A 15,369-nucleotide genomic window follows, 5' to 3' on the forward strand; every position below is an offset into this window, starting at 1 on the left:
CAGTACGCTGGTCCCACCATGCTCAACAGACTCCTGCGCGCGTCGATGACCAAGCTCCTCGGTCCGATCGCCCACCTGTTCCTCCGGCTCGGCATCAGCCCCGACATCGTCACGATCGTCGGCACGCTGGGGGTGTGCGTGGGGGCGCTCGCCTTCTTCCCCCGCGGGCAGATCTGGGTCGGCGTGCTCGTCATCACCGCGTTCGTCTTCTCCGACAACGTCGACGGCATCATGGCCCGCGAGTCCGGCCGCTCCAGCAAGTGGGGCGCTTACCTCGACTCGACGCTCGACCGCATCGGTGACGCCGCCATCTTCGGCGGCCTCGTGCTCTTCTACGCCGGCCGCGGCAACAACCAGCTCATGGCCGGACTGGCGCTCGCCTGCCTGATCCTCGGCAGCGTCGTCTCCTATGCCAAGGCCCGCGCCGAGGGCCTCGGCTACACCGCCAACGTCGGTATCGCCGAGCGCGCCGACCGGCTCGTCGCCGTGCTCGTGGCCGCCTTCTTCGCCGACGTCTTCAACTCCACGGTGCTGCTCGGCGTGGTGCTCGGGCTGCTGGCCGTCGCCAGCTTCATCACCGTGCTGCAGCGGATGCTCACCGTCCGCCGGCAGGCCCTGGCCTCCGGAGAGGTGGGCGCGTGACGGGCATCGCCCGCCGGGCGACCGACACCGTCAGCGTGCTCGGGTTCCGGCTCGGGTGGTCGGCCGTGCGTGCCCTGCCGGAGCGGACGGCATACGCCCTCTTCGACCGCGTGGCGGACGTGCTGGTCCGCCGGGGCGGCAAGGGCATCGAGCGCCTGCGCTCGAACTACCGCCGCGTGCGACCCGAGCTGTCCGAGAGGGACCTCGACGCCCTGGTGCGGCGGGGGATGCGCTCCTACATGCGCTACTACTGCGAGGCGTTCCGGCTGCCGTCGCTCTCGCGCGCCCAGATCGACGGCGCCGTCGAGGTGCGGCGCGACGCCGAGGTGCGCGAGCTCTGTGCCCGCGGTGAGTCCGTCATCGCGTTCGTCGGCCACCTCGGCAACTTCGACCTCGCGGCCGCCTGGTCGGCGGGCAACCTCATGCCCGTCACGACCGTGGCCGAGCGGCTGAAGCCGGAGGAGGTCTACCAGGAGTTCGTGGCGTTCCGGCGCAGCATCGACATGGACATCCTGCCGCTGACCGGGGGAGACGACCCGTTCCACGGGCTCCTGTCCGCCGCCCGCGGTGGTGGCCGCATGATCGCCCTCGCGGCCGACCGCGACCTGACCAACGGCGGTGTCGAGGTCGACCTGCTCGGCCACCGCGCCCGCATGGCCAAGGGCCCGGCAGTCCTCTCGCTCATGACCGGCGCGCCGCTCTACGCAGCCCGGATCTGGTACGAACCCGCCGCACCAGGCACAGGCCTCGGGGGCCACCGAACCGTCATCGAGTTCAGCGACCGGCTGCTGCCCCGCGTCTCGGGCACGACCGCCGTCCGGGCCGCCGACCTGGTCCAGCAGTGCGCCGACCACCTGGCCGTGACCATCCGGGAGCACACCTCGAGCTGGCACATGCTGCAGCGCGTCTTCGTCGACGACCTCGACGACCGAAACGACCTCGATGCGCCGGCAGCGCCGGCGGCCACGGCTCCCGTCGCGGGACAGGCTCCATGAGGATCGGCATCGTCTGCCCGTACTCGTTCGACGTGCCCGGCGGGGTGCAGTTCCACGTCCGCGACCTCGCCGAGCACCTCATCGGCCAGGGGCACGAGGTGTCGGTGCTCGCGCCCGCCGAGAGCGACACGGAGCTGCCCGACTACGTGACGTCCGCCGGTCGCGCGACCGCCGTGCGCTACAACGGCTCGGTCGCGAGGCTCAACTTCGGCCCGGTCAGTGCCTCCAAGGTCAACAAGTGGCTCGACACCGGCGACTTCGACGTGCTCCACCTGCACGAGCCGGTCACGCCCAGCATCAGCGTGCTGGCACTGATGGCAGCCGACGGGCCCATCGTGGCCACCTTCCACACCTCGATGCTGCGGTCGCGCACGATGCAGGCGGCATACCCCATCGTCCGGCCCAGCCTGGAGAAGATCGCCGGGCGCATCGCCGTCAGCGAGGACGCGCGCCGCACGGTCACCACGCACGTCGGCGGCGACGCGGTCGTCATCCCCAACGGCGTCTACGTCGACCGCTTCGCCGACGCGCCGCGGAAGGCGCCCTGGGTCGGCACGCCCGCCTCGCCGACCATCGCCTTCCTCGGTCGCATGGGAGAGCCCCGCAAGGGGCTGCCGGTCCTCGCCGCCGCCCTGCCCGGCGTCCTGCGCGAGATCCCGCGCCTGCGCGTCCTCGTGGCCGGCCCCGGCGACGTCGACGAGGTCACCGACGGCTGGCCACCCGAGGTTCGGGCCGCCTGCCACTTCCTCGGCGCGGTCTCCGACGACGACAAGGCCTCGCTGCTGGCCTCGGTCGACGCCTACATCGCCCCGAACACCGGCGGCGAGAGCTTCGGGATCATCCTCATCGAGGCGATGAGTGCCGGTGCCTGCGTGCTCGCCAGCGACCTGCCGGCCTTCTCCCGGGTGCTCGACGGCGGCGCGGCGGGTGCGATGTTCGCCAACGAGCAGCCCGCCGAGCTGGCCAGGGTCCTGGTCGACCTGCTCCGCAACCCCGAGCGGCGGGCGGAGCTCGCTGCCGCCGGGCAGCACCGCGCGCGCCTGTTCGACTGGTCGGTCGTGGCCGACGAGATCCTCGCCGTCTACGAGACGGTCATCGAGGGCCGCGCAGCCGCCCAGTGGGAGCCGCAGGGCCGCTGGAACCGCTTCCTGCGCGGAGGTGGCCGATGAGCGAGGTGCTCTCCTGGGTCTTCGCGGCGCTCTTCCTCCTCGTCGTCGCCGCCTGGTACCTCTCCTACACCGCCGCCCGGCTCGATCGGCTGCACGTGCGCCTGAGCGGCACCCTGGCGGCCCTCGACGCGCGGCTGGTCCGCCGGGCCGAGGCGGCGGTCGAGCTGGCCAACAGCGGCCTGCTCGACGGCGCGACGTCGCTCATCCTCGCCAACGCCGCGGCCGGGTCGCTCGAGGCGCCCGCCGACCACGGCGAGGAGCGCGAGCTCGCCGAGAACGACCTCACCGAGGCCCTCGACCTCGCCCTGACGCCCGAGGCCGTTGCCGAGCTGCGCTCGACCCCGCTCGGGCAGGACGTGCTCTCGCGCGTCGGATCCGCCTGCACCCGGGTGCAGCTGGCCCGGCGCTTCCACAACGACGCCGTCACCGACGTGCGCCGGGTGCGCCGCAAGTGGGCCATCCGCCTCTTCCACCTCGCCGGCTACACGCCGATGCCGCACACGGTCGAGTTCAACGACGAGGCGCCGGAGCACCTGACCCCGGTGTGACCGGCCGCGCCCGTCGCCGCTGCCGTCGCCGGCCACCGCGGCGTGGACCGTGTCGTGACGACGTCCCGCGTGGGCCTACGCTTTGTCCAGCACCACTCCAGTACACGGGAAAGCAGGACATCGTGAGCACCACCCCGACCTCGGGCAGCACCGCCGCTGACCAGCAGTCCGGCACGAACGCGACGGGCAGCACGACCGGCACGACCCGCGTCAAGCGCGGCATGGCAGAGATGCTCAAGGGCGGCGTCATCATGGACGTCGTCACCGCCGAGCAGGCCCGCATCGCCGAGGACGCCGGCGCTGTCGCCGTCATGGCCCTCGAGCGCGTCCCCGCCGACATCCGCGCCCAGGGCGGCGTGTCGCGCATGAGCGACCCCGACATGATCGACGGCATCATCGAGGCCGTCTCGATCCCCGTCATGGCCAAGGCCCGCATCGGCCACTTCGTCGAGGCCCAGGTGCTCCAGAGCCTCGGCGTCGACTACATCGACGAGTCCGAGGTGCTCACCCCGGCCGACTACGCCAACCACATCGACAAGTGGCAGTTCGCCGTGCCCTTCGTCTGTGGCGCGACCAACCTCGGCGAGGCCCTGCGCCGCATCACCGAGGGCGCGGCCATGATCCGCTCCAAGGGCGAGGCCGGCACCGGCGACGTCTCCAACGCGACGACGCACATGCGCAAGATCCGCCAGGAGATCCGCCGCCTCCAGAGCCTTCCCGAGGACGAGCTCTACGTCGCCGCCAAGGAGCTGCAGGCCCCCTACGACCTCGTCAAGGAGGTCGCCGAGGCCGGCAAGCTGCCCGTCGTGCTCTTCACCGCCGGCGGCATCGCCACCCCCGCCGACGCCGCCATGATGATGCAGCTCGGCGCCGAGGGCGTCTTCGTCGGCTCGGGCATCTTCAAGTCGGGCAACCCCGCCCAGCGCGCCGAGGCCATCGTCAAGGCGACGACCTTCCACGACGACCCCGACGTCATCGCCAAGGTCTCCCGCGGCCTGGGCGAGGCGATGGTCGGCATCAACGTCGACGAGATCCCGCAGCCGCACCGGCTCGCCGAGCGCGGTTGGTGACGCCCGCACTCCCAGCCACCCGCTGACGTATGCCGCCGTGCCCCACCGGGCGCGGCGGCATACGTCGTCTTGAGCACCGCCGTGTGCAGGAACCGGGGTCCTGACGCCGACCTCTGCACACGGCGCTGGGGGAGGCCGGCAACTGGCAGCATCGGGGGGTGAGCCCTTCCGGAACCCAGCTCTCGCAGTCGTACTTCGAGCAGGTCGTGCGCCCGGTCGTCGAGGCCCGCTGGCCGGGAATGCCGTATGCCGCTGCCCGGCTCGGCAGCGGCTCCGAGGTCCTCGGCCTCGACGACGAGCGCTCGCGCGACCACGACTGGGGGTTGCGGCTGGACCTGCTGGTGCCGGCAGACCGCGTGGCGCAGGTCGACGCGCACCTGGACGAGGTGCTTCCCGAGACCTTCGCGGGCCATCCCGTGCGGTTCCCGACCACCTGGGACCCCAGCATCCGCCACCGGGTGCAGGTCTCGACCGCCCGCGATCTCGCCCTCGCACGGCTCGGGGTCGACGCGACCGGCGACCTCGGTGTCACCGAGTGGCTCACGCTCACGGGCCAGGCGGTCCTCGAGCTCACCGCCGGGAAGGTGTTCGTCGACCACACGGGCCAGCTGGACGGCATACGGCGACGGCTCGCCTGGTATCCCGACGACCTCTGGCGCCACCTCGTCGCGACGGACTGGGCACGGCTGGCCCAGGAGCTGCCGTTCGTCGGCCGGACCGGGGAGCGCGGCGACGACCTCGGCTCCCGGGTGGTGGCGGCGCGGCTCGCGGGGATCGCTCTGCACCTCGGGCACCTGCTCGAGCGCTGCTGGCCGCCCTACGCGAAGTGGCTCGGCACGAGCTTCGCCCAGCTGCCGCGGGCCGGCGTGGCCGCCACGTCACTGGAGTCGGCGCTCGGGGCAGCCGACTGGCAGGGCCGCGAGGATGGCCTCGTCTCGGCCCTGCGGCAGCTCAGTGCCGTGCAGGCCGACGCGGGGCTGCCCGCGGTGGACGACCCGGTCGGGCCGTTCTGGGACCGTCCGTTCCGCGGTGTGCGCGATTCGGCCGTCACGGTCCTGGCGGAGAGGATCACCGACCCGGTCGTGCGCGCCCTGCCGCGTGGCGTCGGCGCCGTCGAGCAGTGGAGCGACAACGTCGACGTGCTGACCCGGCCGGCCCTGCGCCGGGCGCCGAGGGGATCGAGCGGCGGATGATGCTGCGTCCGGTGGGGTGATCACCCCACCGGGCGCAGGACCATCCGCCACACCACTCGTCAGGTGACGGCACCGCGCTCGGCGAACTCCGGCCGCTCGAACTCGCGCCCCTCGAGGACCTCCCTGACGTGGACCGCGGCCCGCACCGCGTCGACGTGCGTGACGTAGAGCGGCGGGAAGCCCAGCCGGATGATGTCGGGCTCGCGGAAGTCGCCGATGACGCCGCGCGCGATGAGCGCCTGCACGACCGCGAAGGCCTGTGGGTGGCGCAGCGACACCTGCGAGCCGCGTCGCTCCGGCTCGCGCGGCGTCGCGAGCGGCAGGTCGACGCCGAGCGAGTCGAGCGCGTCGATGAACATGCCGGTCACCGACAGCGAGGCGGCGCGCACGTCGGCGGGGGAGAGCCCGTCGTATGCCGTGAGCGCGGCCTCCAGCGCCAGCACCGACAGCAGGGGCGGGGTGCCGACCCTCGCGCGGGTGATGCCCGGGGCCGGCTCGTAGTCCGGCCCCATCGCGAAGGGGTGCGCGTGTCCGTGCCAGCCGGTCAGCGGCTGGTGGAAGTCGTGCTGGTGCCGGGCCGCGACGTAGATGAAGGCGGGCGCGCCGGGGCCGCCGTTGAGGTACTTGTAGCCGCAGCCGATGGCGAGGTCGGCGCCACCGTCGTCGAGGTCGACCTCGACGACGCCGGCCGAGTGGCACAGGTCCCAGCAGGCCAGCGCCCCGACGGCGTGCGCGGCGTCTGTGATAGCCACCAGGTCCCACAGCTCGCCGGTGCGGTAGTCGACGCTGGAGTAGGACGCGAGGGCGAGGTCGTCGCCCACCTCGGCGATGGCCGCCACCGCCTCACGGGGGTGGACGCGCCGCACCTCGAGCCCGGCCAGCGCGGCCGCCGACTCGGTCATGTAGAGGTCGGTCGGGAACGAGTCCGGGTCGGTCAGCACGACGCGCCGTCCCGGCCGCAGCCGTCCTGCCCCGATGACGGCCTTGAAGAGGTTGACCGACGTCGAGTCGGTGACGACGACCTGGCCGGGAGCGGCTCCGACGAGGCGACCCACCCGGTCACCGACCCGTGTCTGGGCGCCCCACCAGTCGGCCTCGTTCCACGAGCGGATCAGTCGCTCGCCCCACTGCCGGTGCATGACGTCGTCGACGACCCCGGGCACGGCGCGGGGCAGCGCCCCGAGCGAGTTGCCGTCGAGGTAGATCACGTCGTCGGGAAGCTCGAAGAGCTCTCGCGTTCCGCGCAGTGGAGAGGCGTCGTCGGCCTGCCGCGCGCGGGTGAGGAGGGCGTCGTGGGTGTGCACCGTCGTCATGGCCGCAACGTATCCGGTCCACGGGCCGCGGCGTCAGAGCGACGGCGCCCGGGGTGTCTCGGGAGCGAGACGAGCGGTCGTCGCCACCCGTGGCGGACCGAGCAGCTCTCGCGTTCTAGGCTGACCCGGTGAGCACGACCACCAGCCCCGCCCGCCCCGCACCCGGCGACGCGCGCCCCGACGAGCCGAGGCCGCGCATCGGCGTCCTGGCGGTGCAGGGAGACGTGCGCGAGCACCTCGCCGCCCTGACCTCCCTCGGGGCCGAGGCCGTCACCGTGCGCCGACCGGCCGAGGTCGAGGCGATCGACGGCCTCGTGATCCCGGGCGGCGAGTCCACCGTGATGGACAAGCTCGTCCGCGCCTTCGAGCTGCGCGAGCCGCTGCTGCGGCGACTCGGAGAGGGCATGCCGGCATACGGGTCCTGCGCCGGGATGATCATGCTGGCCGACCGCATCGCCGACGCGCGCCCCGACCAGCAGACGCTCGGCGGCCTCGACATCACGGTGCGGCGCAACGCCTTCGGCCGACAGGTCGACTCCTTCGAGCAGGAGCTGGACTACGCCTGGTGCAGCCCCGACCACACCGGCACGGTGCACGCCGTCTTCATCCGCGCGCCCTGGGTCGAGGAGGTGGGCCCGGACGTCCAGGTGCTCGCCCGCGTGAGCGAGGGACAGGCCGCCGGTAGGATCGTCGCGGTCCGGCAGGGCAACCTCATGGCCACGTCCTTCCACCCCGAGGTGGGGGCCGACCACCGGATCCACGCCGAGTTCGTCTCGATCGTCAGAGAGCACCGACTCCAGCAGTCGGGCGCACGCCAGTCACCGGAACGCGAGGACACTGCATGAGCGGCCACTCCAAATGGGCCACCACGAAGCACCAGAAGGCGGCCAAGGACGCCAAGCGCGGCAAGCTCTTCGCCAAGCTCATCAAGAACATCGAGGTCGCGGCCCGTCAGGGCGGCGGTGACCCCGCCGGCAACCCGACGCTCTACGACGCCATCCAGAAGGCGAAGAAGACCTCGGTCCCCAACGACAACATCGACCGCGCCGTCAAGCGCGGCTCGGGCGCCGAGGCCGGCGGCTCCGACTGGCAGACGATCATGTACGAGGGCTACGCCCCCAACGGCGTCGCGCTGCTCATCGAGTGCCTCACCGACAACCGCAACCGCGCCGCGGCCGAGGTGCGCACGGCCCTGACCCGCAACGGCGGCCAGCTCGCCGACCCCGGCTCGGTCGCCTACGTCTTCAACCGCAAGGGCGTCGTCACCGTGCCCAAGGCCGACAAGAGCGAGGACGACATCCTCGAGGTCGTCCTCGACGCGGGCGCCGAGGAGGTCAACGACAACGGCGACACCTGGGAGATCGTGTCCGAGGCGAGCGACTTCGTCGCGGTCCGCCAGGCCATCCAGGACGCCGGCATCGACTACGACTCCGCCGAGGCCTCGTTCGTGCCCAACCTGCAGGTTCCGCTCGACCTCGACGGCGCCCGGAAGATGATCCGCGTCATCGACGCACTCGAGGACAGCGACGATGTCCAGAACGTGTACGCCAACGGCGACATCCCCGACGACGTGCTCGCGGACCTCGACGACGACGAGGAGTGACGGGGCTCGGCCCACGTCGGGAGGCGCGCCGGTGACCGGCGTGCCTCCCGTGCTTTCCGGGCCTGCCCGTTAGCGTTGTCCCGAACAGGTGTTCGGGTCCGTCCCGTTCGACGACCCACCCACCGACCCGCTCCCATCGACCCCGAGGAGGTATGCCGTGCGCGTCCTCGCGGTCGACCCCGGGCTCACCCGGTGCGGCGTCGGTGTCGTCGACGGGGTCCCGGGACGCAAGCTCTCCCTCGTCGAGGTCGGGGTCATCCGGACCCCCTCGAGCGACCCGACGCCCAGGCGTCTCGTCGTCGTCGAGGACGAGATGCGGCAGTGGTTCGCCCGTCACCGGCCCGAGGCGGTCGCCATCGAGCGCGTCTTCGCCGACACCAACGTCTCGACCGTGATGGGCACCGCGCAGGTGACGGGGATCGTGATGATCCTCGCCGAGCGCCTCGGTCTGCCGGTCACGCTGCACACGCCCACCGAGGTCAAGGCCGCGGTCAGCGGCAGCGGCCGCGCCGACAAGGCGCAGGTGACCACGATGGTGACCCGCCTGCTCGGCCTCGACACGCCGCCCAAGCCGGCCGACGCCGCCGACGCCCTCGCCCTCGCGATCTGCCACGTCTGGCGCGGCGGCACGCAGAACCGGCTCGAGGAGGCCCGGCGCGACGTCCTGGCGCGCACCGGGAGCCGGGGGAGCGGCATACCCCGTCGGGTGCCCCCGGGTGCCGCGCCGCCGGTGCAGCGCCTCCGTGCCGCGACGACCCAGACGAGCCGCGCCCGCGCCGCCACCGACCGACCCCAGCCACCCCACCCTGGAGCCCAGCCCCGATGATCGCCTCGCTCTCCGGAACCGTCCTCAAGGTCGGCCTCGACTCTGTCGTGGTCGGCGTGGGCGGCGTCGGGATGCTCGTCCACACCACTCCGGCGACAGCGTCGTCCGTCCGGCTCGGCCAGCCCACCGAGCTGGCCACGAGCCTCGTCGTCCGCGAGGACTCCCTGACGCTCTACGGCTTCGCCACCGACGACGAGAAGCACGTCTTCGAGACGGTGCAGACCGTCTCCGGGGTCGGGCCGCGCCTCGCCCTCGCGGTGCTCGCCGTCCACTCGCCCGACGCCGTCCGGGTCGCCCTCGGCACCGGCGACCTCGTGGCACTCACGAAGGTCCCCGGCATCGGCAAGAAGGGCGCCGAGCGCATGGTGCTCGAGCTCAAGGACAAGCTGGGCGCCCTGCCCGGCTCGGCCGGCCACGCCGAGCCCGTCCCGGCCGACACCGGCGAGGCGTGGCGCGAGCAGGTCCGGGAGGCCCTCGTCGGCCTCGGCTGGACGGCCCGCCAAGCCGACGACGCGCTCGACAAGGTGGCTCCGCTCGCCGCCGACGGGGCCGGGGTCTCGGCCCTGCTGCGCGCGGCCCTGCAGGAGCTCGGTCGATGAGCGTCGGCCCGTGGGACGACGCCGAGGGGGAGCGGCAGGTCTGGGACGACGGCTCGTTCGACGCGACCGCGCGCATCGTGGATGCCGCGGGCGACACCGACGAGCGGCAGGTCGAGGCGGCACTGCGTCCGAAGCGGCTCGACGAGTTCCCCGGCCAGACCCGGGTGCGCGACCAGCTCGGGCTCGTCCTCAAGGCGGCGAAGCGCCGCGGCACGCCGCCCGACCACGTCCTGCTCTCCGGGCCACCCGGGCTCGGCAAGACGACGCTCGCCATGATCGTCGCCGGCGAGCTCGAGCAGCCGATCCGGATCACCTCCGGTCCCGCGATCCAGCACGCCGGCGACCTCGCCTCGGTGCTCTCCTCGCTCGCCGAGGGCGAGGTGCTCTTCCTCGACGAGATCCACCGCATGTCGCGGTCGGCCGAGGAGATGCTCTACCTCGCGATGGAGGACTTCCGCGTCGACGTCATCATCGGCAAGGGTCCCGGTGCGACGGCGATCCCGCTCGAGCTGCCGCCGTTCACCGTCGTCGGCGCGACCACCCGGGCCGGGCTGCTGCCCGCGCCGCTGCGCGACCGGTTCGGCTTCACCGGTCACCTGGACTACTACGCCGCCTCCGACCTCGTCACGATCGTGCAGCGGTCCGCGCGGCTGCTCGGGCTCGACGCCGACGACGACGGCATCCGCGAGATCGCCCTGCGGTCTCGCGGCACCCCTCGCATCGCCAACCGGCTGCTGCGTCGCGTACGTGACTGGGCGCAGGTGCACGGCGAGGACCGCGTCACGCAGACGGCGGCGCGCCAGGCCCTGGCCCTCTTCGACGTCGACGAGCGCGGCCTCGACCGGCTCGACCGCGCGGTCCTGGAGGCCCTGTGCCGGCGCTTCAACGGCGGCCCCGTGGGCCTCTCGACGCTCGCCGTGTCCGTAGGCGAGGAGCCCGACACCGTCGAGACCGTCGCCGAGCCCTACCTCGTCCGGGAGGGGTTCATGGTGCGCACCCCTCGCGGCCGTGCCGCCTCGGGCCTCGCGTGGGAGCACCTGGGGCTGACGCCGCCCGTCGAGGCGCAGTCGCTGTGGACCGCGACGCTGCCCATCGACGACGCCGGGGGCGGCCGGTTCGAGGGCTGAGCGCGGCTTCGCGAGGGCCGCTCGGCAGCCGCGGGTCAAGCGCTGCAGAACGCTGCCAAAACGTGACACGTCAGTGCACCTCGCGCGTGTCGTCCCGTCTGACAAACTGCACGGGCGCACGTAGACTCCTGCGGGCACCATCGCCGCTGCCGCGGCACCATCCGGTGCTCCCGGTCGTTGACGCGACATCCGACCCCGAACACACGGGTTGTGGCGCGCGGGTGCGACGACCGGACGACACGATGAAGGACTGAGCTGACATGAACAACAACGGGACCTTCTCGTTGCTGATTTTCGCCTTGCCCCTGCTGCTTCTCGGCTGGCTGTTCTTTACCCAGAACAAGCGGATGAAGCAGGCGCGCGACTTCAGCTCCTCCCTCAATGTCGGTGACCGGATCGTCACCACCTCCGGCATCTTCGGCACCGTCAAGCACCTCGACGAGACCAGCGCCTGGCTCGAGGTCGCGGAGGGCACCACGATCCGCATCGACCGCCGCGCCATCGCCATGAAGCAGGCCGAGCCCACCGGCACGGACGCCGTCCAGGGCCCGGACTCCGACGAGCCGGGCTCGACCCCGGGCATCCAGCAGAACGGTCAGTGAGGGTTTCGTGGCACGCAGCTCCACCAAGAAGTCCGCGAGACGGCACCTGCTCGCGCTGGTCGTCGTCATCCTCGGCCTCGCCGCCCTCGCCGGCGGCCTCACCAAGTGGGGCGGCGGCTCGCTGACCCCGCGCCTCGGACTCGACCTCGAGGGCGGCACGGAGCTCGTGCTGCAGCCCCAGCTCGTCGGCAACCAGACGATCAGCGAGGGCCAGGTCAACCGGGCCGTCGACATCATCCGCCAGCGCATCGACGCCAACGGCGTCAGCGAGGCCGAGATCGCGACCCAGGGTGGCCGCAACATCGTCGTGTCGATCCCCGGGCAGCCCACCGCCGACCAGCTCGACGCCCTGAGGAAGCCCTCGCAGCTGCGCTTCCGCGCCGTGTTCGTCCAGGCCGTCGACCAGAACGCGGCGCAGGCCAACCCCGGTGGCACCCCGACCGGCACGCCGACTGGCACAGCGAGCCCGTCCGGCACCCCCTCGGCGCCCGCGACGCCCAAGCCCACCGCGTCCGCGACGCCGTCGGTCTCCAAGACGGCCCAGAACGGCGTCATCCCCGACGCGCTGCGCGCCGCCACCACGGCCCCGACCCCGGCGCCCAGCACCCCCGCGGCCAGCACCCCCGCGGCCAAGGCCACCACGAGTGCACCGGCGCCTGCCCAGACACCGGCGCAGACGCCTGCCGCGCCCACGGCCGCCCAGACCGAGGCCGCCGTCAAGGACCAGACGAGCAAGAGCCTCGTCGGCCTCGGCTGGGACAAGGCGAAGGCCGACGCGGCCGCCGAGAAGGTCGCCAAGGCATACACCGCCCTCGACTGCGCTACCCCCGGGGCGCTCGACAAGATCGTCGACGACCCCGCCCAGCCGCTGGCCACCTGCGGCCAGGACCGGGTGACCAAGTACGTGCTCGGCCCGAGCGAGATCGACGGCAGCGAGATCGCCGACGCCACCAGCGGCTACCAGCCCGGCCCCAACGGCCAGCCGACCTCCATCGTCGAGGTGGCGCTGTCGTTCAAGGACACCGGCAAGGCCAAGTTCGCGGCCGTGACCAAGCGCCTCTTCGCGCTGCAGGGTCAGCCCCCGCTCGACCAGTTCGCCGTCGTCCTCGACAAGGCCGTCATCACCGCCCCCCAGGCGCGCGCGGTCATCACCGACGGGCGTGCCTCCATCACCGGCTCGTTCACCATCGACTCGGCCAAGCAGCTCGCCGACCAGCTGAAGTTCGGCGCCCTGCCGATCTCGTTCGCCCTGCAGACACAGGACAACATCACCCCCCAGCTGGGTGAGGAGCAGCTGCGCATCGGCCTGCTCGCCGGTCTGATCGGCCTGCTGCTCGTCGTCGTCTACTCGCTGCTGCAGTACCGCGCCCTGGGCCTGGTCACCGTCGCCTCGCTCGTCGTCGCGTCCGTGATCACCTACCTCTCGGTCACGGTGCTCGGCACGACCTCCGGCTTCCGCCTGACGATGGCCGGCGTCACGGGCCTCATCGTGGCCATCGGTGTCACCGCCGACAGCTTCATCGTCTACTTCGAGCGAATCCGCGACGAGGTGCGCGACGGGCGCCCGCTCGTGGCAGCCGTCGAGACGGGCTGGAAGCGTGCCCGGCGCACCATCATCGCCGCCGACGCCGTCAACTTCATCGCGGCGCTCGTGCTCTACGTCCTCGCCTCGAGCAACGTGCGTGGGTTCGCCTTCACGCTGGGTCTGACGACCATCATCGACCTCGTCATCGTCGTGCTGTTCACGCACCCGACGGTGCAGCTGCTGGCGCGCACGAAGTTCTTCGGTGGCGGCCACAAGTGGTCGGGCCTGGACCCCCAGCGCCTCGGCGCCAAGGAGTCGGTCCGCTACCGCGGCCGCGGCCAGTTCGGGGCACCCGGCGCGCAGCGCCCGCCCGCCACCGTGGGCTCGGCCCGCCTCGCCGAGGGGAAGGCCCAGGCATGATCAACTTCGCCCAGGTCGGCAACGACCTCTACACCGGCAAGCGCTCGATCGACTTCATCAAGCGCCAGAAGACGTGGTACGCGATCTCCAGCGTGCTCATCGTGCTCGCCCTCGTCGGCATCTTCGTCAAGGGCCTCAACTTCGGCATCGAGTTCCGCGGTGGCTCGGAGTTCCGCGTCCAGGGCGTGACGAACACCCAGGGCTACGAGGACAAGGCGCAGTCGGCGATCTCCACGGCGGGAATCTCGGGCAACGTCACCTCGACGATCATCGGCCAGAACACCGTCCGGGTGCAGTCGGAGGCGGCCTCCGAGCGCACCGACGAGGCACGCACGTCCCTGGCGCAGAAGTTCGGTGTCAACGAGAGCGCGGTCAGCGCCTCGCTCATCGGGCCGTCCTGGGGAGCGTCGGTCAGCCAGCAGGCCATCCGCGGTCTGGTCGTGTTCCTCGTCCTCGTCACGCTCGTGATGGCGCTCTACTTCCGCACGTGGAAGATGGCGGTTTCCGGACTGGTCGCGCTGCTGCACGACCTCGTCATCACGGTCGGCATCTACGCCCTGTTCGGGTTCGAGATCACGCCGTCGTCGATGATCGGCTTCCTGACGATCCTCGGCTACTCGCTCTACGACACCGTCGTCGTCTTCGACAAGGTGCGCGAGAACACGACCGACGCGTTCCGGACGAGGCGCATGACGTACTCCGCCGCGGCCAACCTCGCGGTCAACCAGACCCTGGTGCGGTCGATCAACACGACCGTCGTCGCCCTGCTGCCGATCGCGGCCGTCCTCTTCGTCGGCTTCACGCTGCTCGGCCCGGGCACCCTGCTCGACCTGTCGCTCGCCCTGTTCATCGGCATCGCCGTCGGCGCCTACTCCTCCATCTTCATCGCGACCCCGCTGCTGGTGGACCTGCGCCGCAACGAGACCGGTGTGCGCGAGCTGGACAAGTACGTCGCCCGGCACGGTGCCAAGACCCGGCCCGAGAGCCCCGAGGGTGCCCCCGAGCCGGTCGCCGTCGGCGCCGACACGACCGGGGCCGCGGCTGCGGGGAGCACCGCTGGCGACGCCCCCGCTGCCGGTTCCCCCCGTCCGGTCCACAAGTACGCGCAGGCCGGCCCGCGCAACCAGCCCCGACGCGCGCCGAAGTCGCGGCGCTGACGTCGGGCTCGCCCGGCACAGCCCGCACACCCACCAAGGAGACGGCGTGAGCCAGATCAGCGACCTCGTCGCGAGCAAGCTGCGTGACATTCCCGACTTCCCCAAGCCCGGGGTGATGTTCAAGGACTTCACGCCGCTCATCTCCGACGGTCCGGCCCTGCGCGAGCTCGTCCGGGACATCGCCCAGCGTTACGCGGGCTCGGTCGACGTCATCGTGGGCATCGAGGCGCGTGGGTTCATCCTCGGCGCGGCCGTGGCCTACGAGCTCGAGCTCGGCATGGTGCCGGTCCGCAAGGCCGGAAAGCTGCCGGGGGAGACCCTGCGCGAGAGCTACGCCCTCGAGTACGGCACGGCCGAGATCGAGGTGCACACCGACGCCTTCGAGCCGGGCCAGCGGGTGCTCGTCATCGACGACGTGCTGGCCACCGGCGGCACCGCCGAGGCGACGGCGCTGCTCGTCGAGCGGGCCGGCGCCAAGGTCGCGGCGATCGAGGTCGTGCTCGAGCTCGCCTTCCTCGAGGGGCGCAAGCGGCTGGCCCACCGGCCGGTCAACGCGATCCTCACGGTGTGACCTTCGCGG

At 72.2% G+C, this 15,369-nt stretch carries 16 protein-coding genes; 15 read left to right on the plus strand and 1 reads right to left on the minus strand.

Annotated elements, in window-relative coordinates; translation table 11 throughout:
- Window positions 1–18 precede the first annotated feature (18 nt).
- The 6 genes from pgsA (at window position 19) to AB0316_RS08470 (ending at window position 5,617) form a co-directional block, all read left to right on the plus strand.
- A complete protein-coding gene (gene pgsA, locus AB0316_RS08445) occupies window positions 19–642 on the plus strand; it encodes a phosphatidylinositol phosphate synthase (RefSeq protein ID WP_366272186.1) in 624 nt (207 codons plus the stop codon).
- Entirely contained in the window at window positions 639–1,637 is a 999-nt protein-coding gene (locus tag AB0316_RS08450) for a phosphatidylinositol mannoside acyltransferase (protein WP_366272188.1), read from the plus strand. The genes pgsA and AB0316_RS08450 overlap by 4 nt, the downstream gene beginning before the upstream one ends.
- Window positions 1,634–2,806: a glycosyltransferase family 4 protein gene (locus AB0316_RS08455; RefSeq protein WP_366272189.1), complete on the plus strand. Its 1,173-nt coding sequence runs from the start codon at window positions 1,634–1,636 to the stop codon at window positions 2,804–2,806. The genes AB0316_RS08450 and AB0316_RS08455 overlap by 4 nt, the downstream gene beginning before the upstream one ends.
- The gene (locus tag AB0316_RS08460) at window positions 2,803–3,354 is read left to right on the plus strand and encodes a hypothetical protein (protein WP_366272191.1); all 552 of its coding nucleotides are present in this window, start codon (window positions 2,803–2,805) and stop codon (window positions 3,352–3,354) included. Before AB0316_RS08455 ends, AB0316_RS08460 begins: the two co-directional genes overlap by 4 nt.
- A 122-nt stretch (window positions 3,355–3,476) precedes the next feature.
- On the plus strand, window positions 3,477–4,424 hold the full coding sequence (pdxS, locus tag AB0316_RS08465) for a pyridoxal 5'-phosphate synthase lyase subunit PdxS (protein ID WP_366272193.1): 948 nt from the start codon (window positions 3,477–3,479) through the stop codon (window positions 4,422–4,424).
- A gap of 158 nt (window positions 4,425–4,582) precedes the next feature.
- Window positions 4,583–5,617 (plus strand): DUF4037 domain-containing protein, encoded by a 1,035-nt coding sequence (locus AB0316_RS08470; protein ID WP_366272195.1) that lies wholly within the window; start codon window positions 4,583–4,585, stop codon window positions 5,615–5,617.
- Between the two features lie 59 nt (window positions 5,618–5,676).
- Here the strand turns inward: AB0316_RS08470 and kynU are convergent, their stop codons facing one another.
- Window positions 5,677–6,930 carry a kynureninase gene (gene kynU, locus AB0316_RS08475; protein ID WP_366272196.1) on the minus strand — a complete coding sequence of 418 codons (1,254 nt, stop codon included), beginning with the start codon at window positions 6,928–6,930 and terminating at the stop codon, window positions 5,677–5,679.
- A 197-nt stretch (window positions 6,931–7,127) separates the two neighbouring features.
- Between kynU and pdxT the strand changes: the two genes are divergently transcribed.
- From pdxT to AB0316_RS08520, 9 genes are all read left to right on the plus strand, one after another.
- Entirely contained in the window at window positions 7,128–7,775 is a 648-nt protein-coding gene (gene pdxT, locus AB0316_RS08480) for a pyridoxal 5'-phosphate synthase glutaminase subunit PdxT (protein ID WP_366272827.1), read from the plus strand.
- Window positions 7,772–8,533, plus strand: coding sequence for a YebC/PmpR family DNA-binding transcriptional regulator (locus tag AB0316_RS08485; RefSeq protein WP_366272197.1), 762 nt, complete (start codon window positions 7,772–7,774; stop codon window positions 8,531–8,533). The genes pdxT and AB0316_RS08485 overlap by 4 nt, the downstream gene beginning before the upstream one ends.
- Before the next feature lie 157 nt (window positions 8,534–8,690).
- The gene (gene ruvC / locus AB0316_RS08490; protein ID WP_366272198.1) at window positions 8,691–9,359 is read left to right on the plus strand and encodes a crossover junction endodeoxyribonuclease RuvC; all 669 of its coding nucleotides are present in this window, start codon (window positions 8,691–8,693) and stop codon (window positions 9,357–9,359) included.
- Window positions 9,356–9,958: a Holliday junction branch migration protein RuvA gene (gene ruvA / locus AB0316_RS08495; RefSeq protein WP_366272200.1), complete on the plus strand. Its 603-nt coding sequence runs from the start codon at window positions 9,356–9,358 to the stop codon at window positions 9,956–9,958. The genes ruvC and ruvA overlap by 4 nt, the downstream gene beginning before the upstream one ends.
- Window positions 9,955–11,085 (plus strand): Holliday junction branch migration DNA helicase RuvB, encoded by a 1,131-nt coding sequence (gene ruvB / locus AB0316_RS08500; protein WP_366272202.1) that lies wholly within the window; start codon window positions 9,955–9,957, stop codon window positions 11,083–11,085. Before ruvA ends, ruvB begins: the two co-directional genes overlap by 4 nt.
- Window positions 11,086–11,345: 260 nt before the next feature.
- Entirely contained in the window at window positions 11,346–11,687 is a 342-nt protein-coding gene (gene yajC / locus AB0316_RS08505; protein WP_366272203.1) for a preprotein translocase subunit YajC, read from the plus strand.
- Window positions 11,688–11,694: 7 nt separating this feature from the next.
- Window positions 11,695–13,632, plus strand: a complete 1,938-nt coding sequence (gene secD / locus AB0316_RS08510; protein WP_366272204.1) for a protein translocase subunit SecD — start codon at window positions 11,695–11,697, stop codon at window positions 13,630–13,632.
- Window positions 13,629–14,789: a protein translocase subunit SecF gene (gene secF, locus AB0316_RS08515; RefSeq protein ID WP_366272206.1), complete on the plus strand. Its 1,161-nt coding sequence runs from the start codon at window positions 13,629–13,631 to the stop codon at window positions 14,787–14,789. The genes secD and secF overlap by 4 nt, the downstream gene beginning before the upstream one ends.
- Window positions 14,790–14,835: 46 nt before the next feature.
- A complete protein-coding gene (locus AB0316_RS08520; protein WP_366272208.1) occupies window positions 14,836–15,360 on the plus strand; it encodes an adenine phosphoribosyltransferase in 525 nt (174 codons plus the stop codon).
- The last annotated feature ends 9 nt before the right edge of the window (window positions 15,361–15,369 follow it).

The organism is Terrabacter sp. NPDC080008 (assembly GCF_040702505.1).
GTDB lineage: Bacteria > Actinomycetota > Actinomycetes > Actinomycetales > Dermatophilaceae > Terrabacter.

Coding starts and splice junctions, on each gene's coding strand:
- pgsA (WP_366272186.1), top strand. CDS start 19: ATGCTCAACAGACTCCTGCGCGCGTCGATGACCAAGCTCCTCGGTCCG.
- AB0316_RS08455 (WP_366272189.1), top strand. CDS start 1,634: ATGAGGATCGGCATCGTCTGCCCGTACTCGTTCGACGTGCCCGGCGGG.
- AB0316_RS08460 (WP_366272191.1), top strand. CDS start 2,803: ATGAGCGAGGTGCTCTCCTGGGTCTTCGCGGCGCTCTTCCTCCTCGTC.
- kynU (WP_366272196.1), bottom strand. CDS start 6,930: ATGACGACGGTGCACACCCACGACGCCCTCCTCACCCGCGCGCGGCAG.
- AB0316_RS08485 (WP_366272197.1), top strand. CDS start 7,772: ATGAGCGGCCACTCCAAATGGGCCACCACGAAGCACCAGAAGGCGGCC.
- ruvA (WP_366272200.1), top strand. CDS start 9,356: ATGATCGCCTCGCTCTCCGGAACCGTCCTCAAGGTCGGCCTCGACTCT.
- ruvB (WP_366272202.1), top strand. CDS start 9,955: ATGAGCGTCGGCCCGTGGGACGACGCCGAGGGGGAGCGGCAGGTCTGG.
- yajC (WP_366272203.1), top strand. CDS start 11,346: ATGAACAACAACGGGACCTTCTCGTTGCTGATTTTCGCCTTGCCCCTG.
- secF (WP_366272206.1), top strand. CDS start 13,629: ATGATCAACTTCGCCCAGGTCGGCAACGACCTCTACACCGGCAAGCGC.